At 36.7% G+C, this 23,611-nt stretch carries 20 protein-coding genes; 19 read left to right on the forward strand and 1 reads right to left on the reverse strand.

The features are described 5' to 3' along the window. The first annotated feature begins 42 nt into the window (after positions 1 to 42). The 6 genes from BLT94_RS06215 to BLT94_RS06245 all read left to right on the forward strand — a co-directional run bounded on the left by BLT94_RS06215 (position 43) and on the right by BLT94_RS06245 (position 7,264). Positions 43 to 1,275, forward strand: a complete 1,233-nt coding sequence (locus tag BLT94_RS06215; RefSeq protein ID WP_175530287.1) for a class I SAM-dependent methyltransferase — start codon at positions 43 to 45, stop codon at positions 1,273 to 1,275. Beyond that, entirely contained in the window at positions 1,256 to 2,893 is a 1,638-nt protein-coding gene (locus tag BLT94_RS06220; RefSeq protein ID WP_139168991.1) for an adenylate/guanylate cyclase domain-containing protein, read from the forward strand. The genes BLT94_RS06215 and BLT94_RS06220 overlap by 20 nt, the downstream gene beginning before the upstream one ends. Positions 2,894 to 2,998: 105 nt before the next feature. Further along, positions 2,999 to 3,715: an EI24 domain-containing protein gene (locus BLT94_RS06225; RefSeq protein ID WP_092231638.1), complete on the forward strand. Its 717-nt coding sequence runs from the start codon at positions 2,999 to 3,001 to the stop codon at positions 3,713 to 3,715. Between the two features lie 672 nt (positions 3,716 to 4,387). Then, positions 4,388 to 4,597 carry a hypothetical protein gene (locus tag BLT94_RS06235; RefSeq protein ID WP_041279481.1) on the forward strand — a complete coding sequence of 70 codons (210 nt, stop codon included), beginning with the start codon at positions 4,388 to 4,390 and terminating at the stop codon, positions 4,595 to 4,597. 243 nt (positions 4,598 to 4,840) lie between these two features. Then, on the forward strand, positions 4,841 to 5,845 hold the full coding sequence (locus BLT94_RS06240) for an NAD-dependent epimerase (RefSeq protein ID WP_092231643.1): 1,005 nt from the start codon (positions 4,841 to 4,843) through the stop codon (positions 5,843 to 5,845). A 129-nt stretch (positions 5,846 to 5,974) separates the two neighbouring features. After that, a complete protein-coding gene (locus BLT94_RS06245; protein ID WP_092231646.1) occupies positions 5,975 to 7,264 on the forward strand; it encodes a nucleotide sugar dehydrogenase in 1,290 nt (429 codons plus the stop codon). Positions 7,265 to 7,372: 108 nt separating this feature from the next. Here the strand turns inward: BLT94_RS06245 and pepN are convergent, their stop codons facing one another. Then, positions 7,373 to 9,985 carry an aminopeptidase N gene (pepN, locus tag BLT94_RS06250; protein WP_092232135.1) on the reverse strand — a complete coding sequence of 871 codons (2,613 nt, stop codon included), beginning with the start codon at positions 9,983 to 9,985 and terminating at the stop codon, positions 7,373 to 7,375. Positions 9,986 to 10,353: 368 nt separating this feature from the next. Between pepN and BLT94_RS06255 the strand changes: the two genes are divergently transcribed. From BLT94_RS06255 to BLT94_RS06320, 13 genes are all read left to right on the forward strand, one after another. After that, entirely contained in the window at positions 10,354 to 12,006 is a 1,653-nt protein-coding gene (locus BLT94_RS06255) for a GumC family protein (RefSeq protein WP_092231650.1), read from the forward strand. A 16-nt stretch (positions 12,007 to 12,022) separates the two neighbouring features. Then, positions 12,023 to 12,886, forward strand: a complete 864-nt coding sequence (locus BLT94_RS06260; RefSeq protein WP_092231653.1) for a polysaccharide biosynthesis tyrosine autokinase — start codon at positions 12,023 to 12,025, stop codon at positions 12,884 to 12,886. 22 nt (positions 12,887 to 12,908) lie between these two features. Next, entirely contained in the window at positions 12,909 to 14,303 is a 1,395-nt protein-coding gene (locus BLT94_RS06265) for a TIGR03013 family XrtA/PEP-CTERM system glycosyltransferase (protein WP_092231656.1), read from the forward strand. A 59-nt stretch (positions 14,304 to 14,362) separates the two neighbouring features. Continuing rightward, a complete protein-coding gene (locus tag BLT94_RS06270; protein ID WP_092231660.1) occupies positions 14,363 to 14,923 on the forward strand; it encodes a polysaccharide biosynthesis/export family protein in 561 nt (186 codons plus the stop codon). Positions 14,924 to 14,955: 32 nt separating this feature from the next. Beyond that, positions 14,956 to 16,386 carry an outer membrane beta-barrel protein gene (locus BLT94_RS06275; protein WP_092231663.1) on the forward strand — a complete coding sequence of 477 codons (1,431 nt, stop codon included), beginning with the start codon at positions 14,956 to 14,958 and terminating at the stop codon, positions 16,384 to 16,386. Between the two features lie 184 nt (positions 16,387 to 16,570). Beyond that, complete coding sequence (locus BLT94_RS06280) at positions 16,571 to 17,206, forward strand: exosortase C-terminal domain/associated protein EpsI (RefSeq protein ID WP_092231666.1); 636 nt, start codon at positions 16,571 to 16,573, stop codon at positions 17,204 to 17,206. Positions 17,207 to 17,238: 32 nt separating this feature from the next. Continuing rightward, positions 17,239 to 18,081, forward strand: coding sequence for an exosortase/archaeosortase family protein (locus BLT94_RS06285; protein WP_092231669.1), 843 nt, complete (start codon positions 17,239 to 17,241; stop codon positions 18,079 to 18,081). A 2-nt stretch (positions 18,082 to 18,083) separates the two neighbouring features. After that, on the forward strand, positions 18,084 to 18,311 hold the full coding sequence (locus BLT94_RS06290) for a UDP binding domain-containing protein (RefSeq protein ID WP_245742986.1): 228 nt from the start codon (positions 18,084 to 18,086) through the stop codon (positions 18,309 to 18,311). Beyond that, a complete protein-coding gene (locus tag BLT94_RS06295; protein ID WP_092231674.1) occupies positions 18,271 to 19,143 on the forward strand; it encodes an XrtA system polysaccharide deacetylase in 873 nt (290 codons plus the stop codon). The genes BLT94_RS06290 and BLT94_RS06295 overlap by 41 nt, the downstream gene beginning before the upstream one ends. Then, positions 19,140 to 20,171 (forward strand): FemAB family XrtA/PEP-CTERM system-associated protein, encoded by a 1,032-nt coding sequence (locus BLT94_RS06300; RefSeq protein ID WP_092231676.1) that lies wholly within the window; start codon positions 19,140 to 19,142, stop codon positions 20,169 to 20,171. Before BLT94_RS06295 ends, BLT94_RS06300 begins: the two co-directional genes overlap by 4 nt. Next, positions 20,168 to 21,370: a TIGR03087 family PEP-CTERM/XrtA system glycosyltransferase gene (locus BLT94_RS06305; RefSeq protein WP_092231679.1), complete on the forward strand. Its 1,203-nt coding sequence runs from the start codon at positions 20,168 to 20,170 to the stop codon at positions 21,368 to 21,370. Before BLT94_RS06300 ends, BLT94_RS06305 begins: the two co-directional genes overlap by 4 nt. A gap of 590 nt (positions 21,371 to 21,960) precedes the next feature. After that, positions 21,961 to 22,935 carry a Gfo/Idh/MocA family oxidoreductase gene (locus BLT94_RS06315; protein ID WP_217641231.1) on the forward strand — a complete coding sequence of 325 codons (975 nt, stop codon included), beginning with the start codon at positions 21,961 to 21,963 and terminating at the stop codon, positions 22,933 to 22,935. Then, on the forward strand, positions 22,935 to 23,600 hold the full coding sequence (locus BLT94_RS06320) for an acyltransferase (protein WP_092231687.1): 666 nt from the start codon (positions 22,935 to 22,937) through the stop codon (positions 23,598 to 23,600). The genes BLT94_RS06315 and BLT94_RS06320 overlap by 1 nt, the downstream gene beginning before the upstream one ends. The last annotated feature ends 11 nt before the right edge of the window (positions 23,601 to 23,611 follow it).

Genomic DNA, 23,611 nt, shown 5'->3' on the forward strand with positions numbered 1-23,611 from the left:
AAGTTTTTTTTTAAATCTCAAACTTCTATGAAAGGCGAAATTATGAAATTTTTCATCAAAAAAGAGTCTTTTTTCTTAAAAAAGTTTATCCAAACGCTCAATCAGGAAAAGATTCCCCTTGAAATTATTGATACAAAAGGGAATAAATATTCAACAGCACCTCATGGGATAAAACACAAAATTTTTATTAAAGACCAAAAATTTTTTAACGCCCTTATTTGCCCGGATGCATTTTCTCTCGGAGAGGCCTATGTAAAAGGATATTTTGATATATCCGGCAGCATAAAAGAACTTTATGAACTTGTCTGTGATAAATTACTCAACACTGATCAACGAAAAAGCATTGTTACATTTTTTTCCAGTTTTTTTGTAAAAGCAAAGAAAAAGGAAAAGGAAAAGGAAAATATTGAATACCATTACAATGTTTCCAGTGATTTTTATCGATTGTTTTTAGGCAAAACAATGGGATACACTTGTGGATATTATACAAGTGAAAGTGCAACAATGGATGATGCTCAAAATGAAAAAATGGATATTATATGCAGGAAATTGAGACTTAAAAAGGGAGATAAACTTCTTGATATCGGTTGTGGATGGGGGAACTTTGCTGTTTATGCAGCAAAACATTATGGTGTGAATGTAAGCGGAATTACCTTGAGTTACAAGCAGAAAAAATATGCTGAAAACTGGATAGAAAAAGAAGGCCTGTCCCATAAAATAAATATCAAAATTTTAAACTACCGGGATCTTGGCAGTCAGATATTTGATAAAATTTCATGTGTGGGGATGTCAGAACATGTGGGAAAATCCAATATGTCCGTTTTTTTTAAAACAGTTTATAATAGTCTTAAAAAAGGCGGCCTTTTTATGCAGCATACCATTACCACCAATACCAGGAGGAAAAAAGGATTTGAAAATTCATTTATGGACAAATATATGTTTCCGGGAGGTGAATTAATGCTTGAACAGGATCTATTGGATCTGGCATCGTCTTCCGGGTTTGAGCTGCTGAATGCAGAAAATTTCAGAACTCATTATGTGAGGACATTAAATGATTGGATACTGAGGATGGAACGACACAAAGATAAATTGCAGCAGATTGTATCAGATAATATTTATCGCATTTATCATGTTTTTTTTATCGGATCACTGATTTCTTTTAAAACAAAAGAAATTTCCTTGTTTCAAAATCTTTTTTATAAAACAGATTGTGATAACAACAGCACTGAGATTTTTTTAAGCCCGTACGCTAAGAATGAAACCCGAATCGTCTGATATGGAAAAATTTGAACGAATTGTTTTTAAGAAGAAAAATCCCCTGGGTCTTCTTTTGTCCTTTTCTTTGAAATTAATGCAGGCCAGCCAGGCCGGCCTTTTGTTTGGCACCAACAAGACCTACTCGAAATTTTTGCCTCCTGATCAATGGGACAGGGGGGTGATGCATAAGTTTGACGGAAAGGGATTTAAGGGGGTGGTTTTAAAATATTTTGGCACCTGGATCGTAAAATATAAAGGATTATCACCTGTCAGACTGTATAAGGAGACTCAATTCGGTGAAACAAAAGAAACTGACGGTATTATTTCTTTTGTTCTTAGAAAACATCAAGATTTTTATGAAAAGGGCATTAAAATCCTCATTATTGATACCAGCCCGGAAGCATTAAGGGTTGAAGCATTAAATGATGCTAAAGAAAATTTTTCAAAGGTGTCTATTCTTTCTTATGATGGGGATGTGTTTAAATCCTTGTCTGATTTGAAAATGAATACTTCCATTGTCAATCAGTTTAAGTCACAAAATTTTATTTGTGCTTATATACCGGATTATGGTGCCATTGTTTTTAATATGATTGATGAGAATCTGCTGCAAAAAAATAAAGACGGATTCATAAATAAATTACAATTAAAAAAACGATTAAATATGTTGATTTCCGCAATTGAGATGGCATCAATTGCATATATCGGGTTAGCCAGAGGCAGGCAGGCGGCCCATATCATATGGCGTAAAGAAAAAACGCTTAGAAAGACCGCATTGCGATTAAAAAATAAAGAAATTGAATTGAATGAGCAGAAAAATTATCTGAAGGCCGTGGGTGCGGTCAACGAAAATCAGCTCAATATGGAAGCTGTCAGTATAACAGATGGTGTTTATGCGTTTATTGATATGATAGGATCAGCCACCTTGAGGAATAAAATAATAAATCCCCTGGATTATTTTTTTATATTAAACCTTTGTCACCAGATTGCCGCCGATAATGCAAATCGTTATTCCTGCAGGGTGGATAATTTTATTGGTGATTCTGTTTTTCTGCAAAACGCATCACCTTTTGATGATGAAAAAGCTGGTTTTCCCATGGGAACACATGAAAGAATAATGCTGATCATCTTTGCCATTACCTCGATTTTTAATGAAATACATTTGCTGAAAACAGGCCGGCATGAAATGGATAAGTCAGGCAGGGTAAAAAAAATATTGGATGAAGCGCAAACGAATATCAGCTTTAGAGCCGGAATGGAAATGGGGACTGCTTTGATCGGTCCTTTGGGTAGCCAAAAAAGAAGAATTGTAACCGCTATAGGTAAAGCTGTAAATACGGCATCACGACTTGAAAGTACCGGTGTGCAGGATGGAATTCATATCAGCGAGAATGTAATGAACCTGTTAAAAGATGCTCATATTACAAGAGATACAAAGATTGTCTGGCAAACTGTTTTTATAGGAAATGATCTGAAAAAAAGCGAAACATTAAACGATTTGGATTTTTTTAACTGTTATAAAACAACGTTTGGAATTAAAGGTAATGTGATCAAAGAACAAAAAAACATTTCATATAAAGAGTTTTCAAAAAATATTTCATATGTAATCAAATGTATCCCTGATTCGGATAATTTTTAGATAGTATGTTCATGAATTTTGACGGTCTTAACGTTGAAAAAATACTATTTATATAGTACACATGTAAGTATTCCATAACAATGAGCAAAGGAAAGAAATCTTAACATGAATTTATATTATGGTATAAAATATAATATCAAAGGGGTGGCGCTGGCTTTAAAAACACCAAAGCTATTGATGCTTGGGGTGTTGCGATTTTTTGTCGTTTTGTTGTTAACGGTTCTTTTGTCCGGTCTTGTTTTATATTGGCATAATGAGATTTTAATGATGATCTGGAAAATGCCGGAATCCGGCTGGCTGATATATCTATGGAAAGCAGTTTCATGGATATTATCCGTTTTTTTGGCTGCCATTTCCATGGTGATGGCATACTTGATATCACAATTGTTGTTCTGTGTGTTTATCATGGATTATATGTCCAGAATAACAGAAAAAATTGTTATGGGAAAAGAGGCACATTTTGAACCTGAGTCGTGGTTTGGTTTTTTTTTACACCTTATAAAACAGGAAATACCCAGGGCGATTATCCCGGTTTTGATTACCCTGATAATCATGGTGACCGGTTTGTTAACACCTTTGGGTCCTGTTATAATCTTTATGTCATCCATTGCCGCCACTGTTTTTCTGGCATGGGACAATACAGACTTGATTCCTGCCAGACGTATGGTTCCATTTAAAACCCGGTTTGGATTTTTAAAAAAGAATCTATTGTTTCATGTGGGGTTTGGTCTTCTTTTTCTGATCCCCTGGTTGAATATTGTATTTTTATCGTTTGCACCGGTTGGTGCAACCCTTTATTATCTTGATAAAGAAGGGCAATGATTTAAATAACTGCCAAGGGCAGATTTGTTCTTTCATCCGGATTTGCCTGCAACCAAAAATAAAAGTCAAGATTAGGTTTAACAGAATTTTTTATATGAAAATAAAGATATTTATATGGAAGTGATTTGCAAACAGTCGCCTCACAGGGTATCTGGTGAAGAGAGCAAAATATTATCACAAAAAGAGGAAATTATTGTCTGTGCATACTGTAATCATTATATCACAGATCCTTTAAAACAAATAATAGTCAATGGTTCGTTTAGTCATGTGTTTGCCAATCCTCACGGTTATGTGTTTGAGATTGGCTGTTTTTCTCATGCCGGTGGGTGCAGGCCAAGCTCAATGTCTTCTGATGAATTCTCATGGTTCACGGGGTTTTCCTGGCAAATCTGCAGCTGTAATTATTGTTCAAATCATTTGGGATGGATGTTTTCGTCAAAATTAAAATTTTTTTATGGGCTTATTCTTGAAAGGTTAATTTTTCCGTAAAAATCTTTTGACAATTTTTGACAATTTTATATAATATAAAGACTATGCAGTTGTATTGTTAACCTGATGTGAATCCTTTGATATTCTTACCCATTGTACTTGTCATTTAGAACTCGTTTTGCAATCATTTTGCCGCCCTCCGCATAGTTTGAATTTTTAATTTAAGGCTTTAAGGAGAATATAATGGATCATGCAAAAAGTGTTTACACGAAACGTTCTCCCGTGGATCGCAGATCCCCGGTTGACAGGCGCATATTAGATATGGGGCCGGGGTATCCCGGCCGGGAAAAGAGAGCAAAGCCAAAAGGCCGTAGAAGAGGCTGGGAAGACAGATACGGCTGGGAAAGAATCAGCAAGTGGTGCAGCTCGCCTATTTATTCTGATTTGCCATAATTACTGCAGCTTAAATGATATTTTTCATGAAGGTGCCTGAAAAATAATTTAAAATTAAATCATTAGATATTCCGCTTTGCCAAGGCTTCATGCCAGTGAGCATGTCAACGGATTTTTGCGTCTAACCGTCCTATTGCTTAGAAAAATGATGATTCTCATTGTTTTTTATCTGTTGTCTATGTTAAAAAATCAAAATATTTTATCCATTTTATCAATCAAAATAATGATCAGGTAAGGAATATTATGAAAATTCTTGTAACAGGTGTGGCAGGCTTTATCGGATTTAATTTGAGTTCTCGGTTGCTCAAAGAGGGCCACCACGTTTATGGTATTGATAATTTAAATGATTACTATGATGTGAATCTTAAAAAAAACCGGTTGTCCATAATTGAAAAATATCTAAATTTTAAATTTATTCTTGGTGATATAGCTGACAGAGAAAAGATAAAAATCTTGTTTGAAACTTATCAATTTGACTATGTTGTAAATCTTGCAGCCCAGGCCGGGGTTCGATACAGTATTGAAAATCCTGGATCTTATATCGACAGCAACCTTGTGGGTTTTGGCAATATCCTTGAAGGGTGCCGGCATTCCGGGGTAAAACATCTGATTTATGCTTCAAGCAGTTCTGTTTATGGCCTTAATACCCACATGCCGTTTTCCGTCCGGCATAATGTGGATCATCCCATCAGCCTGTATGCTGCATCGAAAAAAGCCAATGAATTAATGGCCCATACTTATAGCTATTTATACAACCTTCCCACAACCGGACTTAGATTTTTCACGGTATACGGTCCATGGGGACGGCCGGATATGGCCCTTTTCCTTTTTACAAAGGCTATCTTAAAAAATGAACCCATCAAGGTTTTCAATAACGGGGATATGCAAAGGGATTTTACCTATATTGATGATATTGTAGAGGGTGTTGTCAGGGTAATGCATAATGTTCCCAAGGCTGATCCTGACTGGAGTTCCGACACACCCAATCCATCCAGCAGTTGCGTACCCTATAAATTGTATAATATAGGGAATAATCAACCGGTTGCCCTGATGGAATTTGTTGAAGCCATTGAAACTGCCATTGGGAAAAAAGCCGTTAAAGATTATTTGCCGTTACAAGCAGGTGATGTACCTGCAACCTATGCAGATGTAAATGATTTGATAAAAGATACCGGCTTTAAACCCTCAACTTCCATAGAAGAGGGAATACAAAATTTTGTTGAATGGTATAAAGACTATTATAAATAACTGCCACAGACAGATCTTGCCATTTTCTACAACAATTTGGGCTCCTTGGTTTGTTGTGGGCAAACATGGATGAAAGAGCAAGTTTTGCCCGTGGCATTTATATGAAACGATATTGGGAGAACGCTTTTAATGGATAAAAACACAAAAATTGCGATTATTGGTCTGGGATATGTTGGATTACCATTGGCAGTTCATTTTGCTGCAAAATTTCATACAATCGGTCTTGATCTAAAAGAAAGTATTATTGAAAACTGCAAAAAATTTAAAGATCCCACAGGTGAAGTGTCAAGGGATGAGTTTGAAAAAGCAGTATATTTTTTTCCGACATCTGATCCATCCAAAATTTCAGATGCGGATTATATCATTGTTGCAGTTCCAACACCCATCGATACTGCCCGGCGTCCCGATTTGAAGTATATGGAAAGTTCATCTCAGACTGCTGGAAAATATATGAAAAAAGGCGCTGTTGTTATTTTTGAATCTACTGTTTATCCTGGTGTTACAGAAGAGATCTGTGTTCCGATCCTGGAAAAAGTATCCGGATACGAGTGGAAAAAAGATTTTCATGTGGGGTATTCTCCTGAACGGATTAATCCGGGAGACAAGGAACACACATTGCCAAAAATTGTAAAAGTGGTTTCAGGAGATGATGAAGACACCTGTGATAAAGTGGCAATGCTTTATGAAACCATTATTGAGGCAGGGGTACACAGAACTCAAACCATAAAAGAAGCTGAGGCCGCCAAGGTAATCGAAAATACGCAAAGAGATTTGAATATCGCATTAATGAATGAACTGGCGCTTATTTTTGACAAATTCGGTATTGATACAAAAAACGTATTGGAAGCGGCTGGTTCCAAATGGAATTTTCTTCCTTTCAAGCCTGGGCTTGTTGGTGGTCACTGCATTGGGGTTGATCCCTACTATCTGACCTTTAAGGCGGAATCCGAAGGTTATCATCCTCAGATCATTTTATCGGGTCGAAGAATCAATGACAATATGGGGAGGTTTGTGGTTGAAAAAACCATTAAAATGATGATCAATCAGGGATTGAATGTCAAGGATTCAAAAATAGGGGTTCTGGGGCTTACATTTAAGGAAGACTGTCCGGATCTGAGAAATACCAGGGTGGTTGATATCATTGAAGAACTTTGTTCCTATGGAACCAATGTCCTGGTTCATGATGCAATTTCAGATCCCAAAGAGGCCCTGGCATATTATAATATAAATTTATGCGACTGGGATGATCTCAACGAACTCTCCGCTCTTATCCTTGCAGTGCCCCATAAAGAATATTTGAAAAAAAATCTTTCAGAGTTGAAAAAGATGCTTCTTCCGGGCGGCTGCTTGATTGATGTAAAATCAGTGTTTGATCCACAAGAAGCAAAAAAAATGGGAATCAATTTCTGGCGCTTGTAAACAAAGAGGTAGTGAGATATGAGTTTTGAGTAGTTTGTCAATTACCGGCCCTGCTTTTCTCACAACTCACTACTTTTATTCTTTGTTGTACCTAATAGGAATTGTGGGTTACTCAAGTGCCCTGGATACAATTTCATAAACATTTTTTGAAAGAGTTGGAACACAAAGAATTCGTTCCAGCTCTTTTTTTATGATAATTTTTCTGGCGTTGTCATATTTTTTCATTTGATTAAAGCACGAAGACAATCTGGCAGCTATCTGGTGATTGATTTTATCCAGGGCAATAATTTGATCCGCAATAAACCGGTATCCGTCTCCATTTTTTTGATGAAAATTGATATGGTTCTGCATGGCAAACATATATATTAATGATCTGACCTTATTGGGATTTTTTATTGAAAAATCAGGATGTTTGATAAGGGATTTTACGATGTTCAAGGTATTGGGCAGAGATGATCCTGCCTGAACCGCAAACCATTTATCCAACACAAGCTTGTTATGCTGCCATTTGGAATAAAAATTTTTAACAGCGATTTGTTTTATATCCGGATGGATCTCGGAAAGAATTTTAAATGCTGCGATTTCATCCGTCATGTTTTTAGCTGTTTCATAATGGCGTAAAACCAGCTGTGTTGTATCTGTTTCTTTTAAGCAGCCTAAGTATGACAAGGATAAATTTTTCAAGCTTCGATCCGCCATTGCCCCATGAGACAGGCTCAAAGGATCTGATTTGGTGCAACAATCAATCACATCAATAAAATGCTGTTTCAGTTGTTTTGCTATTTGTTGTTTTAAAAACAATCTGCCCTTATGGATGGCGTGGACATCAACCGGATCAAAATGATTTTTGATTTCGGTTTCCATAGGCAAAGAAAGCTCTTTTGCTAAAAATGCATGATCCGTATGTTGATTCAGCAAGGCTTTTTTAAAAGCCTGGATCAGATTTGGGGAAACGGACAGTTCCTTGTCAGCCTGAATCGCGGTAATAATCCGTTTGAGTTCATTGACAAAAAGCGTTTGAGCAGCATCCCATCTGTTAAATTCATCAGGATCATTGGCCATGAGAAAAGCAAGCTCTTCATTCGTAAAATCCGTTTTGATTTTCACCGGTGCAGAAAATTGCCTGAACAGGGACGGAAGGCTGTTTTCAGGGATATTATCAAATACAAAAGTTTGTCTGCCTGATGTCAGCTCTAACAGGGATTTGCTTTCAGGAGTTATATCATTCCCCTTATTATCAATAATTGCGAACTTAACAGGAATATGCAAAGGCTTTTTTTTTGATTGATTTCTGTCCGGTGCAATGTGCTGCTCAAAGGTTATTGCAAGCTGCTTTAAATCAGGATTATAGGATCGCTCCACGTTTACCGTGGGTGTGCCGGATTGAAAATACCATAATTTAAACTGGTTAAGATCCAACCCTCCGGCTTCTTCCATCACGCCAATAAAATCTTCTATGGTGACGGCCATCCCGTCAAATTTTTCAAAGTACAGATCAATTGCTTTTCTGAACTTCTTTTCTCCCAGTAATTGATGAATCATCCTGATAAGTTCCGAGCCTTTTTCATACACTGTCATGGTATAAAAATTATCCATTTTTATATAGGACTCAGGTCTTACAGGATGGGTCATGGGGCCGGCATCTTCCGGGAATTGTGACCCTCTTAAATTCCTGACGCATGAAATTCGTTTAACTCCCCTTGAATTTAAGTCGGATGAAAATTCCTGGTCTCTGAACACGGTCAGCCCTTCTTTTAAGCTTAATTGAAACCAGTTTTTCAAGGTGACCCGGTTCCCGGTCCAGTTATGAAAGTATTCATGGCCTATAACGCCTTGAATATTAAGAAAATCCTCATCTGTTGCGGTTTCCGGGTTGGCAAGAACATATTTGGAATTAAAAATATTTAATCCTTTGTTTTCCATAGCACCTGCGTTAAAATCATTGATCGCCACAATCTGATACAGATCCAGATCATATTCAAGGCCAAATCGCTTTTCATCCCATTCCATGGCCTGCTTGAGAGACTTCATGGCATGATAGCACTTGTCTATGTTTTCTCGTTCTGAATAAATTTTAAGATCAACATTTCGCCCGGATTTGGTGGTAAACTGATCGTGGATATGTTCAAGATCGCCTGCAACAAGTGCAAACAGGTAACTTGGTTTTTTAAAAGGGTCTTCCCACCGGACAAAGTGCCGGTTGTTGTCAAGATCTCCGGAATCAACCAAGTTGCCGTTGGAGAGCAGTACAGGGTATTTGGTTTTGTCCGCAATAATTGTGCAGGAATAAACAGCCATAATATCAGGACGGTCAGGAAAAGGGGTTATCTTTCTGAATCCCTGGGCTTCACACTGTGTGCAGAAGATATCCCCAGATTTATACAATCCTTCAAGGCTTGTATTCTCTTCAGGTTTTAAAATAGAAATAATTTCCAGATCAAAAATATCCGGTGTTCGGGCAAGCTTGAAATAGCCGTCACCGGATTCGTATTCTTCCGGCAGTAACAACATTCCGTTTGCAATAACCGAAGAAATTTCAAAATCGCCTTTATCAAAAACAAGTGACGTGTTTTTATCGGCAATATCAAAATTTTTATGGATATTTAAAATAGAGGTGACTTTTGTCTGATTATCTTTGATGTTAAAAGTCAGGTCAACACGATCTACGATAAATTCAGCGGGTTTATAATCTTTTAGATATATTGTCTTTGGTTCTTCCATAATGAAACCATAAAATCCTAAATTAAAGTTTTCAATTGTTGATTTTTCGATACGAATCATATAAGTTAACACAAAATCCCAAATTAAATAAGGAAAATATTCTCTATGAACCGGTTCTGCTACAGGGTATATTTATCTCTATTAGTGTTACATTTTTTTCGTAAAATTATGTAATTTTTTTCACATATTTTCTTTAAACAAATTTTTATCACGGAATCAATAGTTAATGTTTTTTTCTTTTTCGGCTTTAATAACGATTTGTTTTCAATATTAAATAGATTTTACTGTTAAATTTTTTGTCTGGCACTTTGTTTGCTTTAAAGCTTTGTGTAAATACAATTAAATTACAAGAAAAACAGGAAAATATTATGGCAGATTCTTTTCAATCCAAATTGCCCATTAAGCCGGATCAGATACTGGAAATTATCATCAGGAGAAGATGGTTTATCATCATACCGCTTTGCATCACACTTACATTAGGGCTTTTTATAACCTTTACCATGGATAAAACTTATGAAGCCTCTACCCTTATCCTTGTTCAGCCCCAAAGAGTTCCGTCGGATTATATTAAATCCGTTGTGACTTCCAGTATCAGTCAGCGAATAAGTACGATTTCACAACAGATATTAAGCCGGAGCAATCTTGAGAAAATTATTCATCAGTTCGGGTTGTTTGAAGATGCAAAGAATATGTATCTTGAAGATAAAATTGCCAGTATGAGAGAACGGGTTCTGGTAAAAATTGAAAGAGCCCGGCATGGAACAGAAGCATTCTCAATTGTTTTCAGAGGTAGTGATCCTCAAAGGGTAATGGGGATCGCAAATACGCTGGCCGGTTATTTTATGGATGAAAATTTAAAGTTCAGGGAAGCCCAGGCCGTGGGAACAAGTGACTTTCTTGATGCAGAGCTTCAAAAAACCAGAAAAAGACTGGAAATACGTGAAAAGATACTGGCAGACTACAGGACAAAATATCTTGGCGGGCTTCCAGATGAACTTGAAACCAATTTGAGGACTCTTGACCGGCTCCAGGATCAGTTGACAAGCAAACAAGAGTTACTGCGAAATACAAGTGATTCATTAAATATTCTTGAAACTCAAATTGCACAATCCAAAGAAATGGCATCTCAAAATTTTGACAATCAATTCTCTTCTTTTGATTTTGATGAAGAGGCTTTTAAAGGAACGGAAAATGAACAAAAATATTCATTGGCAAAGGAACAGTATAATACGCTGTTGTTAAAGTATACGGAAAAACATCCTGATGTGGCAAAACTTAAGAAAATAATTGAAAAATTGGAAAAAACCATTGAAGAGGAAACTCTTGAAGGCAACCCTGAAGGCGAAACCGAATTTTCAGAACAAGGCGTGGATGATAAAAATCAGGGAATCGGAATCCCTGATTTTGCTGCAATACAGCAGGAAGCTCAAGTTAAACAGATTAAAAATGAAATCAGAAAGATTCAATCAGATATTTTTAAAATAGAGCAGCAGATGGAAATATATCAAAAAAGGGTTGAAGATACGCCTAAAAGAGAATTGGAACTTCAATCGTTGCAAAGAGATTATGCCAATATACAGAATGTTTTTAATTCTCTGCTGGATAGAAGACTTGAAGCCGAGCTTTCAGTCAATATGGAAAAGAAACAAAAAGGTGAGCAGTTCAGGATAATTGATCATGCAAGACTTCCTGAAAAACCCATCTCGCCGAATGTGAAATTATTATTTTTGCTGTCTCTTGCTTCTGGGTTTGGTCTTGGGGGTGGGGGGATTTATCTTCTTGAAATGTTTAATACGTCCATCAGAAGAGAGGAGCAGATTGAAAAAAATCTTGGTTTGACAATCCTTGCAATTATCCCACACCTGAAAAAAAAGGGTCATCAAGTCAAAGCAAAAGTTGAAATGGTTGCATTTGTCTGCTTTACAATTTATGCAACCGCGTTCTTGTCTTTTTTTGTAATACTCAATTCCAAAGGCCTTGATCGGACAATTTATTTTATTAAATCCAACTTAAATTTTTAATTCGGGAGTGATAGATTTGGGCAAAATTTATAATGCATTTAAAAAAAAAGAATCGGAAGTGTTTGATTCGGTAATGGATGACGGCACTGAGCCTGTACCTGAGGAAACAGAATATGAGTTTTGCATTTCAGATGCTGACACCTCTATATCAGAGCCTTATGAAGAAATACCTGAAAAAGAGGTAATGCCTGGAAATATAGATCCGTCACTTGTTACGGTTCATTCCCCCCATTCAATTGAATCCGAACAGTTCAGGCTGTTAAAAAACAATATTCTTTTCCCTGAAATTGGAACACCACCCAAAAGCATAATGATTACAAGCCCTTCTCCCGATGAAGGTAAGTCATTTGTTGCTGCAAACCTTGCGATCAGTATCGCCGGCAGCATTGACGAGCATGTCCTTTTAATGGATTGTGACCTTCGTTTACCAACCATCCATAAATTATTCGGCCTGCCCGATACCAAGGGCTTAAGTGATCATCTCTCAACTGCAATATCATTGAATGACTTGCTTTTAAAAACTTTTATCCCCAAACTGACAATTCTGCCTGGGGGAACCATTCCCCGGAATCCATCGGAATTGTTATCCTCCGGGCAGATGAGAAGCCTCATACATGAGGTAAAGTTACGATACCGTGACAGGTATATTATTATTGATACACCGCCGCCATATATTACATCAGAAGGAAATGCCCTTGCCAGACAGGTGGATGGCATCATTGTTATCATTCGTCATGGAAAAACACGAATAAAAGATGTTCAGGATATTATTAACATTTATGGGAAAGAAAAAATTATAGGCGTTGTTCATAATTTTGCTGAAAAGAGGCCCGGGTACGGATATGGGTATTATAAATATGGCTATGGTACTGTAAAATGATTGGGGATTTTTTAAAAAAACAATGCTAAGACTATTAAAACAGTATTTTCCAATACGAAATATCATCTTTTATATATTTGAAGGGTTTGTTATTTTTGGTTCAATACTGCTTTCAATGGCAATATTTGCTTCTTCATATTTTCATATGTTTGATTTTTTGATCGTATTAAGAATATTATTGATTACGTTTATATGCCAGGTGTGTCTTTACTATAATGATTTGTATGATTTTGATGTGTCTTCAACCCTGAGTGAAACAAGTATCCGGCTTCTCCAGTCCCTGGGGATAACGTCTATTGCCCTGGCTTTTATTTACTATATATTTCCTTTGGCAATCGTTGATCAAAAAGTTTTTATTTTAAGCATTGTTTTTCTTTTGCTTTTTATCATTGGCTGGCGGCTTTTGTATATTCAAATTTTGAATAAAGGCGTTTTTAATGAGCATATCATGATTTTAGGTTCCGGCAGCCTTGCACTTGATATTTTTAAAAAGATTTTTAATACGCTTGATTGCGGGTACACTGTTTCGATAATGATTCCGGATTCAAAAAATGAAAAGTATCCGATTGATTTTCCCGATACTGTTATTGTACGAAAAGGGATAAAAAATCTTTCCCAAATTGCTTCCGAAATGGGAATTAACAAGGTGATTGTTGCTTTAAAGGAAAAAAGAGAGTCATTTCCCATGGATGAGCTTATCCGGTGCAGAACAGGCGGCATAGAAGTAATTGAAGGCAGTACTTTTTATGAAATGCTCACAGGCAAGGTTCTGGTGACCCAGATTAATCCGTCATGGCTTGTTTTTTCAGATGGTTTTAGAAAATCAAGGCTTAAAACAATTTTTAAAAGGATTGAAGATATAATCTTGTCATTGATAATGCTCGTTTTGTTATCTCCATTACTTTGCCTTGTCGGCATTTTCATCAAGTTTGATTCAAAAGGGCCTGTTTTTTTTTCTCAGGACAGGGTGGGGTTGAACAAAAAAGAATACAGAGTGCATAAGTTTCGTTCCATGGTGGAAAATGCTGAAAAATCAACAGGACCTGTTTGGGCAAGGCATAATGATATCCGGATTACAACCGCTGGAAAGATTATCAGAAAATACAGGATTGATGAACTTCCCCAGCTTTGGGATGTCCTGATAGGAAACATGAGCCTTGTCGGACCCCGGCCTGAACGCAAATGTTTTACGGATAAACTTGAAAAACAGATACCTTTTTATTCACAGCGGTTCAATGTAAAGCCGGGCGTAACCGGATGGGCACAAGTGTCTTACACTTATGGTGCAACGGTTGACGATGCTATTGAAAAGTTAAATTATGACCTTTTTTATATAAAAAACATGTCCCTGACATTAGATGTGATCATTATTCTGCGTACCATAAAAACAGTTTTGTTTGGCCGTGGTGCAAGATAGTTTATGTAATATGATTTTATAAAATCAATTCGTTAATATGTAAGAGAAAGGGCGGAGCTATGTCTGGAATCAAGATAAGATCAATGGTTTTCGTAAGTATTGCTATTTTATTTTGTTTTGTTTCTTCAGGAGGTGCTGAAGATTATAAAATAGGTATTGGGGATATTTTAAAAATCAACACATGGAAGGAACCGGAGCTTTCATTGGATGCCGTTCAGGTCAGGCGAGATGGAAAAATTACCTTTCCGCTTCTTGATGATCTTCAGGCTGAAGGCATTACTACTGTTGAACTTAAAAAAACAATTGAAGCAAAATTAGCGGACTTTGTTGAAGCCCCAACGGTTACGATAACACTTGTCGGTGCTGTCAGCCAAAAATACTATATCCTGGGCGAAGTACAGAAAGTCGGAGAATATCCATTAATCAAGAAGCTTACAATCGTTCAGGCATTCGCTCTTGCCAACGGGTTTACCGAATGGGCATCCAAAGACGAAATCATTCTTTATCGCAAACAGGGAAATGCTGAAAAAATTATAAAAATAGATTACGATGACATCGTAAAAGGAAAACTGGCTAAGGATATTGTTTTAAAAACCGATGATATTATCATTGTTCCTTAAACCATATGATACAAAACATTCAGGAGGGTTAAATGGGGAAAAAAAAATATGGTCAAAAATGGATTGTAATATGGACATCAACCCTGTTGATTTTATTTTTTTCATATTCTTTTGCATTTTCGCGTACTGTTACCCAGCTCATTCCGACATTGACCATAACCGAGGAATACAACGATAATTATTTTCAAACGGAAAACAACACTCAGGAAGAGTACATTACCTCCTATGGTTTAGGGTTTTCCGCAGGGTTTCTTTATAAGAAAATCAATCTTTACCTGGGGTATAACCCTGAATACAGGGATTATAAAAATCTGGATGACAGGGATGGATTTGAGCATTATGTATCACTTGACGGAGAATTTAATCCGTCTAAATATACGAATATTAATGCCCGACTGGCTTATACCACCAAAGATGACAAAGAATCCGGTGAAACTTGGGAAAACACGGCTGCCATATACGGGGACACCCAGTTTACACAAAATACAAATCTTGATTATTCCCATTTTTATTCCAAAAGTTTTGACCAGCAGTTAAGAACAGGAACATATAATGAGCATGAATTGAATAGAGCAACTGTCGGTATCACCAATCAATTCGGTAAAAAAGACCGCATGGGTTTGAATTTTTCATATGAGCTTGACGACTATAAAAATTCTAATGCCGACGGATACACCAGATACAATCCTTCCGGATTCATAACCTATTGGATTACACCCTTAAACGGGCTTGATTCACAGATTGCTTATAGAAATACGGATTTTGATGAGTCTTTTGATGATATTGAAACCTATACTGGCCATATCCGTTATCTTAGAAAATTTTCAGAACTGTTTGACGGCTATTTGAAATATCGGCACTCTTATTCCCAGAGAGATTCAGGGGACCATCACATTTACCATCCGTCCGTGGGGTTTGACTGGGAAACAGGCACAGATTCACATATTTCTCTTGGGATCGGGATTTTGTTTTCTGAATGGGATAACGATAATGATGATTCCAATGATCTCTTTTTTGAAATGGATGCCTATAAGATATTTCATTTCAGCAAAAGAGGATCACTGTCCATAACCGGTTCCAGCGGTTACAGTGAAGCCGGCGATGACGCTGCAAGCCTTGGGTATAACCTTTACTACAAGGCGGGTTTAAAATTAAATTACCAGATGCAAAAAAGATTGTCTTCAAACCTTTTCGGTTCCTATCAGCGGGATGAATTTCCTGAATCAGACATCGACAGAACAGACAATATAATAACTCTTGGCGGCGGACTTTCCTGGTCACCGCTTCAATGGCTGCGACTTAATCTTTCCTATGCCCATACCGATTTTGATACAAATACAAGCCAGAGAGGTGATTATACGGAAAATAAGGTCATATTTTCAGTCAGATTTATTCCGTCACAGCCTGTTTGGCCAACGCCTGAATCATCAAGACAGTCCCTGGAAAATGAAATTTATAATTAAGGATAATAATGACATATCAAAATTGTATGCTTTTTAATTTAAATTTTAAAACCGGAATAATAAAAAATAACTGTGAAAATGGGATAATGAAAATTCATTGTTCTTTTGACCGGAAAACAATAGGCTTTCTGATTTTCTTGCCCAAATAAAACGAAAATTAGAGATAAGAAATTAATACTCAATTATGACATACCAGAGAACCATCACAATCATCATCATAATGCTTGTCACAGCAGCATTAACCGGTTTTGCAGGGCATTCTGAACGAATTTTGCCCAACAGACCTTTTAGTGAATTTCCTTTGGAAATCGGTCATTGGAAAGGTAATACCAGTGAACTTGACCGGAAGGTTTACAACATCCTAGGTTTGGAAGACTATATCCTGGCAGATTATAGGAAAAATTCCGGGGAAACAGTGAGTCTTTACGTCGGGTTTTATCAAAGCCAGAAACAAGGGGATATTATTCATTCCCCCAAAAACTGCATGCCAGGTGCGGGCTGGAAAATTATGGACACTACCATTGAAACAGTTGCAATGGCTGATACAGGAAAGAAGATCAAGACCATAAAGCTGTTGCTCCAAAAGGGAAAAGAACAACAGGTCGTTTTATACTGGTTCCAGTCAAGGGGGCGGATTATTTATTCCGAGTATATGCAGAAAATCTGGCTGGTTATTGATTCGGTCACAAAACAGAGAACAGACGGCTCTTTTGTTCGCCTTATTTCTCCCGTGACTGTAGATGAGGGAGAAACTATTAAGGTATTAAAAGAATTTACAAAGAAGGTTTATCCTTTTCTTGATGAATACATACCTTCCTGACTTTAAAATCATAATGTGTAAAAAGATTTCTTATGACATTGAATATTAAAAAACAGTTATTATTCCAGGTGTTGCCACTTATCCTGGTTTTCTTTTTTCTTTATCACAAGGCCATTGAAAAACTTATTTCAGACTGGTCTGTTGATCCAAATTTTTCCCATGGGTTTTTAATTCCCTTTGTTGCCTTGTATATGGTCTGGTATAAACAGCATGAAATTTTAAAGGTATCCCATGAGTCATCAACAACAGGAGTTTTTATCATTATCCTTGGTATGCTGATTCATATTGCAGGTAATGTGGGCGCCGAACTTTTTTTAATGCGGTTTTCCATGATCATAACCCTGACCGGCATCATTATATACTACTTTGGGTTTAAAATGTTTCGCAAAGTTATGATTCCTTTGGCCTATTTGATTTTGATGATCCCCATACCCGCCCTAATATGGAATAAGATCGCCTTTCCCCTTCAATTGTTTTCTGCAAATATAGCTTCTCAAACCATCACTCTGCTTGGTATTCCGGTCTTCCGTGAAGGCAATATCCTTCATCTTGCAAACACATCCCTTGAAGTTGTGGACGCCTGCTCAGGAATACGGTCCTTGACCTCGCTTCTTGCACTCACGGGAGCGTTTGCATTTCTTGCACCATTTGGTAGCATTAAAAAATGGATACTTTTTTTTTCAGCCGTCCCCATTGCTGTTGCAGTGAATGTTATCAGGCTTTCCATCACCGGAGCGATGGCAGCATGGATCGGGCCTGAAACCGCCCATGGGTTTCTCCATGACATGTCAGGGCTTATTATGTTTTTTGCTGCTTTAATATTGGTATATATTGTTTTTACCGTTGAAATGAAACTTGAAAAAATAAAAGGGTAATATTGAAATTTGAAGTCAATCAATACAAAGCTGTTGAACATTCAGATGCGTTACTTCTGATCACGGAATGGAAAACTTTCCGGCAGCCTGATTTTAAGCTGATGGCAAATACCATGAAAGAATTGATCATATTTGACGGACGAAATCAATATGATCCCGAGGAAGTAAGAGAGGCTGGATTTGAATACCATGGCATCGGCAGAGAAAAAATTAATTCTTTTAACATTTGATGTTGAAGACTGGTTCCAGGTTGAAAATTTTAAAGAATATATTGAATTTTCAACCTGGGATTCTCTTGATCTGCGGGTAGAAAAAAACATTTTAAAAATACTTGATCTTCTCGATTCCTTTCCTTTTAAGCCAAAAGCCACCTTTTTTATCCTGGGTTGGATCGCACAAAAACTGCCCGGCCTGGTTCGGCAGATTCATAAAAGGGGTCATGAAATCGCATCACACGGCTTTGACCATTCGTTGTGTAAAAACTTAACCGGGAAGAACCTGTTCAGGGATTTGAAAGAGAGTAAAAATATTCTTGAAAAGATAATCGGCAATACGATTTTTGGATTCAGGGCACCGAGTTTTGCCGTTACCAATGAAATTTTAAATGCAATTGAAAAAGCAGGTTATACATATGATTCAAGCTTTAACTCTTTTTCAGGCCATGGAAGGTATGGAACCATTGATCTGAGTCGTGCCGAAAAAAAAGATGCCTGTTACAAGATCAATAATAATTTTTTCGAACTGCCCGTCAGTAATATGAAACTTAAACATAAAATTTTACCTTTGGGCGGTGGCGGGTATTTCCGGCTGTTCCCCTTTTGTTTTTTCAAGATCGGTATGAAAGAGGTTTTGAAAAAGGATAATGCTTTTGTTTTCTACGCACATCCCTGGGAATTTGACATTTCTCAACCCAGAGTTGAAAAGGCTGCCTGGGGATTTAAGTTCCGGCACTATATAAACCTTCATAAAACCGAAAGAAAGTTTAGAAAACTCGTAGAGTATTTTTCCAGACATAAATTTGTAACTTGTATGGATTATATAAATTACAACCACTTAAAATGATATTAAATATCAGAATAACTGACAGAAGTGATTTTAAAAATTGGGATAACTATGTTTTAAATCATCCTTCCGGTAGTGTCTTTCATCTCACCGCCTGGAAGTCAGTCATTGAAAAATCCTTTGGGCATAGAAATTTTTATTTAATTGGTGAGCAGCAAGGCAAAATCTGTGGCATATTTCCAATATTTGAAATTAAAAGTTTTTTATTTGGTCATTATTTTATCTCAATTCCTTTTGCTGAAATTGGAGGGGTCCTTGCTGACAGCATTGAGATTGAACAGTCACTTATAAAAGAAGCTTTAAAAATCAAAGAATTGTATAACGGTCAATATCTTGAAATCAGAAACAGAAAAGAAATCCAAGGTCTTAGAACAAAATTCCTCTATTATAATTTTAGAAAAGAAATATCTTCAGATCATGATGAAAATTTAAAAGCCATACCCAGAAAATCAAGGGCTATGGTGAAAAATGCCATTAAAAAAGGTCTTTTTTCTGAAACCGGCCATCATCTTTTACCTGAATTTTATAACATACTGTCATTGAATTATCACAGGCTTGGAACACCTATATTTTCAAAACAGTTGTTCAAAAATTTTTTAGCGGAATTTAAAGAAAGCACAAATATTCTTGTTATAAAAACAGATAAAGGTGAACTTGCTGCAGCGGTTTTATTTTTTTTGTTTAAAGACCAAATGCTTCCGTACTACGCTGGGTCTGATTTTTCATTCCGACAGCTTGGGTCCAACGATTTTATGTACTGGGAGCTTATGAAGTTGGCTGTTGATAAAGGCTGCAGGGTTTTTGACTATGGCAGGAGCAAAGAAGATACCGGCTCATTCCATTTTAAAAAACACTGGGGATTCAAACCTGAACCCCTTGCCTATCAGTACCATATTGCAAAAGCGGAGAATCTGCCAAATCTGAGTCCAGCTAATCCCAAGTATCAGAAAAAGATCAAAGTTTGGCAGAAAATGCCTCATAGTTTTACAAAAATCATAGGTCCCTTCATTTCCAGGGATCTTGCATGAAAAAAAATATCCTATACCTTTGTCACAGGATACCGTATCCACCCAACAAAGGGGATAAAATACGGTCTTTTAATGAAATAAAATATTTTTCAAAAAATCATACCATTGATCTTTTAACTCTTGCCGATGATCCTGAAGATCTAAGATATGCTGAAAATCTAAAAGAATATTGCAGGCAGGTAATGGTTTTTCCATTAAATAAAATATCTGGAAAAATAAAAGGTTTTTTCAGCCTGTTATTCGGCCAAAGCATATCCCAGGGGTATTTTTATAAACGAGAATTTCAGAGTACATTTGACAAATGGACCCGTTCGAAACCATATGATGACCTTATCTGTTTTTCATCACCCATGGCAGAATATGTGTTCAGGGCTCAAAAAAAAATCAAGGATATTGCTAAAAATTTGATCATGGATTTTTGCGATCTTGATTCTGAAAAATGGAATCTATATGCTCAAAAAACAGCATTTCCTTTAAATAAAATTTATAAAAAAGAGGCTTCAAGGCTGTTACAGTTTGAAATAAAGATCAACAAAGCATTTGATAAATCTGTTTTTGTATCCCATAAAGAAGCAGTGCTTTTTATAAAACATTACCCCGGTGCAAAAAACATTCAGGTCGTTTCCAATGGTGTTGATTATCAGTATTTTGATTCTGAAAAAACAGAAATATCACAATTTTTTTCTTCACCGATGTTGGTTTTTTCAGGGGCCATGGACTACTATGCAAATATTGACGGAGTCACCTGGTTTGCAAAAGAAATTTTGCCTGAAATAAAAAAAAAGATACCAGATGTTAATTTCTATATTGTAGGCAGCAATCCTGATCCACGGGTAAAAGCACTTGAAAAAGACACTTCTATCATTGTTACCGGCTTTGTTAAAGACATCAGAGAATATTATAAAGCCGCTGACCTTTGTATTATTCCGCTTCGCATTGCAAGGGGCGTTCAAAACAAAGTTCTTGAGGCAATGGCAATGGGGAAGGCTGTAATATCAACAACCCCGGCTGTTCAAGGTATCAATCCCAAAGTAAAACAGGTGGTTGAAATCGAAGATGATCCTTTGAAATTTGCTCGAAAAATTATCAGCGTTATGAATAACACCGACAGGATAAAAGAACTTGGTAATTCAGCATCAATTTTTGTTGTTCAAAATTACAACTGGGGAAAAAATCTTAATGGATTTTTTGATAATTAGTGGTGAATTTTAAATTTTTTTTAACTTTTCTGAATAGTTAAAACATGGTTGAAGGTGAAAGTGATCAACCGTGGTTTGATTCTGGAATGTGGCACCTTGAAATTCAGTCTGTTTGAAAAGAACGGATGAACGAGTTTATAGTTCTCCTGAAACCCGGCAGAAATGAACATGAATCTGAGTTGAAATTTTAAACCATAACATCTGCTTTTCTTTCCGGGATTCATATAAAACTGCCACGGGCAGGCTTGGTCTTTAGCTCATATTTGCCCACAACAAAAAATGAAAGTCACTGTTTGGATTTTTGAAGATTTTCATATAAAAAAAATAGAGTCGTATTATTTTTAAAAGACTATAAAATCAAACATGTTTAATACGATATCAAATCTGATTCAGCGACAGATCATCTCCTTTTTGACATGCCGCCTTTATCCAGTGTCGGCGTTAAAATTCGTGGCAAAAAAACAAAAATGATAACAACTTCTGATCAAGGAATTCTAAAATTCATTGTTGATAGTGCTTATGAGGGGAAAGTTGATATGCGGATTAAAGCTTGAAAATGATTTTTTTAAATGCATGTAGGGAGATATCCTATGTCAGAAAAGAGACCTTTGAATAATTTTGCTTTAATCGGAGCAGCCGGATATGTTGCACCAAAGCATTTTAAAGCAATAAAAGAGACAGGCAACAATTTGATTGCGGCTTTGGATAAAAGTGATTCTGTCGGCATACTGGATAATTATTCATATGACGTTGCTTTTTTTACCGAATTCGAGAGATTTGATCGACATGCAGAAAAGCTTAAAAGGCTTGGAGAAGATAACCGGATTCATTATGTGAGCATTTGTTCACCTAATTATCTTCATGATGCACATATCAGATTTGCTTTAAGAATCGGTGCGGATGCTATCTGTGAAAAGCCGTTGGTGTTAAATCCCTGGAATATAGATGCGCTTTCCGAGATTGAAAATGAAACCGGAAAAAAAATATTCAATGTTTTGCAATTAAGACTTCACCCGTCCATTGTCGCATTACGAAACAAGATACAAGAAGAAAACAAAAAAGGGAAATACTTGATTGATCTTTCATATATTACTTCCAGGGGGAATTGGTATTTTAACTCCTGGAAGGGTGTTCTCAATCAGTCCGGCGGTATTGCCACAAATATCGGCATCCATTTTTTTGATATGCTGATCTGGCTTTTCGGAGATGTTCAATCGTCTGAAATACATTTGTGCAATGAAAAAAAGATGAGTGGATATATTGAACTGGAAAATGCCCGGGTCAGATGGTTTTTGTCTATAGATAAAAATGATTTGCCAGTTGAAGTTGTAAAAGAAGGGAAACCCACTTTCCGCTTCATAACCATTGACGGTGAAGAAATAGAATTTTCAGGCGGATTTGCAGACCTTCACACCATGGTCTATAAAGACATTCTTGAAGGAAAAGGATTCGGAATTGAAGATGCAAGGCCATCGTTGAAATTTGTATCGGAATTAAGAGGTATGAGCCCTGTCAAATCAATCAGTCAAAATATTCATCCATTTATCGCAGGCAATCTGAACTAATGAAAAATATTAAATCGGTAAATTATTTTGTTCATGAATCATCCTATGTTGATGAACATGTCAGAATTGGAAAAGATACTAAAATCTGGCATTTTTCACATGTTCTTTCCGGGGCGGTTATCGGCAGTCGATGCAATATTGGTCAAAATGTGTGTATTTCCGGCGGTGTTATTATCGGTGATAATGTAAAAATTCAGAATAATGTGTCGGTTTACGAAGGGACAATTATAGAAGACGATGTTTTTTTAGGCCCTTCGTGTGTGCTTACCAATGTTTTGAATCCAAGGTCCCAGATTCGGAGGAATCAATTATATGAAAAGACATTGATAAAACAGGGGGCGACAATTGGGGCAAATGCAACCATTGTATGTTCGGTCACCATAGGGAAATATGCATTTGTTGCAGCCGGAGCCGTTGTGTCGAAAAACATCCCGGATTATGCCTTTGTGAAGGGTGTTCCTGCAAAACATAAGGGGTGGATGAGCCGTCACGGCCAAAAACTTTTGAATCCTGATAAAGACGGAATTTATGTCTGTCCTGAAAGCAGTCTTAAATATAAAAAAAAGGCCACCGGTCAAATGTTTTGCATGGATATTGACGAGTACGAGGCCTTACCCGATGAGTTGTCCATTGGCAAAATATCATACACGGAATTTAAAAAATAAGGGATAAAAGA

The sequence above is a fragment of the Desulfobacula phenolica genome (assembly GCF_900105645.1).
Taxonomy (GTDB): domain Bacteria; phylum Desulfobacterota; class Desulfobacteria; order Desulfobacterales; family Desulfobacteraceae; genus Desulfobacula; species Desulfobacula toluolica.

Excerpts from the sequence above, each read along its gene's own strand:
- BLT94_RS06215 (WP_175530287.1), top strand. The coding sequence starts at position 43 with ATGAAATTTTTCATCAAAAAAGAGTCTTTTTTCTTAAAAAAGTTTATC.
- BLT94_RS06220 (WP_139168991.1), top strand. The coding sequence starts at position 1,256 with ATGAAACCCGAATCGTCTGATATGGAAAAATTTGAACGAATTGTTTTT.
- BLT94_RS06225 (WP_092231638.1), top strand. The coding sequence starts at position 2,999 with ATGAATTTATATTATGGTATAAAATATAATATCAAAGGGGTGGCGCTG.
- BLT94_RS06235 (WP_041279481.1), top strand. The coding sequence starts at position 4,388 with ATGGATCATGCAAAAAGTGTTTACACGAAACGTTCTCCCGTGGATCGC.
- BLT94_RS06240 (WP_092231643.1), top strand. The coding sequence starts at position 4,841 with ATGAAAATTCTTGTAACAGGTGTGGCAGGCTTTATCGGATTTAATTTG.
- BLT94_RS06245 (WP_092231646.1), top strand. The coding sequence starts at position 5,975 with ATGGATAAAAACACAAAAATTGCGATTATTGGTCTGGGATATGTTGGA.
- pepN (WP_092232135.1), bottom strand. The coding sequence starts at position 9,985 with ATGGAAGAACCAAAGACAATATATCTAAAAGATTATAAACCCGCTGAA.
- BLT94_RS06255 (WP_092231650.1), top strand. The coding sequence starts at position 10,354 with ATGGCAGATTCTTTTCAATCCAAATTGCCCATTAAGCCGGATCAGATA.
- BLT94_RS06265 (WP_092231656.1), top strand. The coding sequence starts at position 12,909 with ATGCTAAGACTATTAAAACAGTATTTTCCAATACGAAATATCATCTTT.
- BLT94_RS06270 (WP_092231660.1), top strand. The coding sequence starts at position 14,363 with ATGTCTGGAATCAAGATAAGATCAATGGTTTTCGTAAGTATTGCTATT.
- BLT94_RS06275 (WP_092231663.1), top strand. The coding sequence starts at position 14,956 with ATGGGGAAAAAAAAATATGGTCAAAAATGGATTGTAATATGGACATCA.
- BLT94_RS06280 (WP_092231666.1), top strand. The coding sequence starts at position 16,571 with ATGACATACCAGAGAACCATCACAATCATCATCATAATGCTTGTCACA.
- BLT94_RS06285 (WP_092231669.1), top strand. The coding sequence starts at position 17,239 with ATGACATTGAATATTAAAAAACAGTTATTATTCCAGGTGTTGCCACTT.
- BLT94_RS06295 (WP_092231674.1), top strand. The coding sequence starts at position 18,271 with ATGGCATCGGCAGAGAAAAAATTAATTCTTTTAACATTTGATGTTGAA.
- BLT94_RS06300 (WP_092231676.1), top strand. The coding sequence starts at position 19,140 with ATGATATTAAATATCAGAATAACTGACAGAAGTGATTTTAAAAATTGG.
- BLT94_RS06305 (WP_092231679.1), top strand. The coding sequence starts at position 20,168 with ATGAAAAAAAATATCCTATACCTTTGTCACAGGATACCGTATCCACCC.
- BLT94_RS06315 (WP_217641231.1), top strand. The coding sequence starts at position 21,961 with ATGTCAGAAAAGAGACCTTTGAATAATTTTGCTTTAATCGGAGCAGCC.
- BLT94_RS06320 (WP_092231687.1), top strand. The coding sequence starts at position 22,935 with ATGAAAAATATTAAATCGGTAAATTATTTTGTTCATGAATCATCCTAT.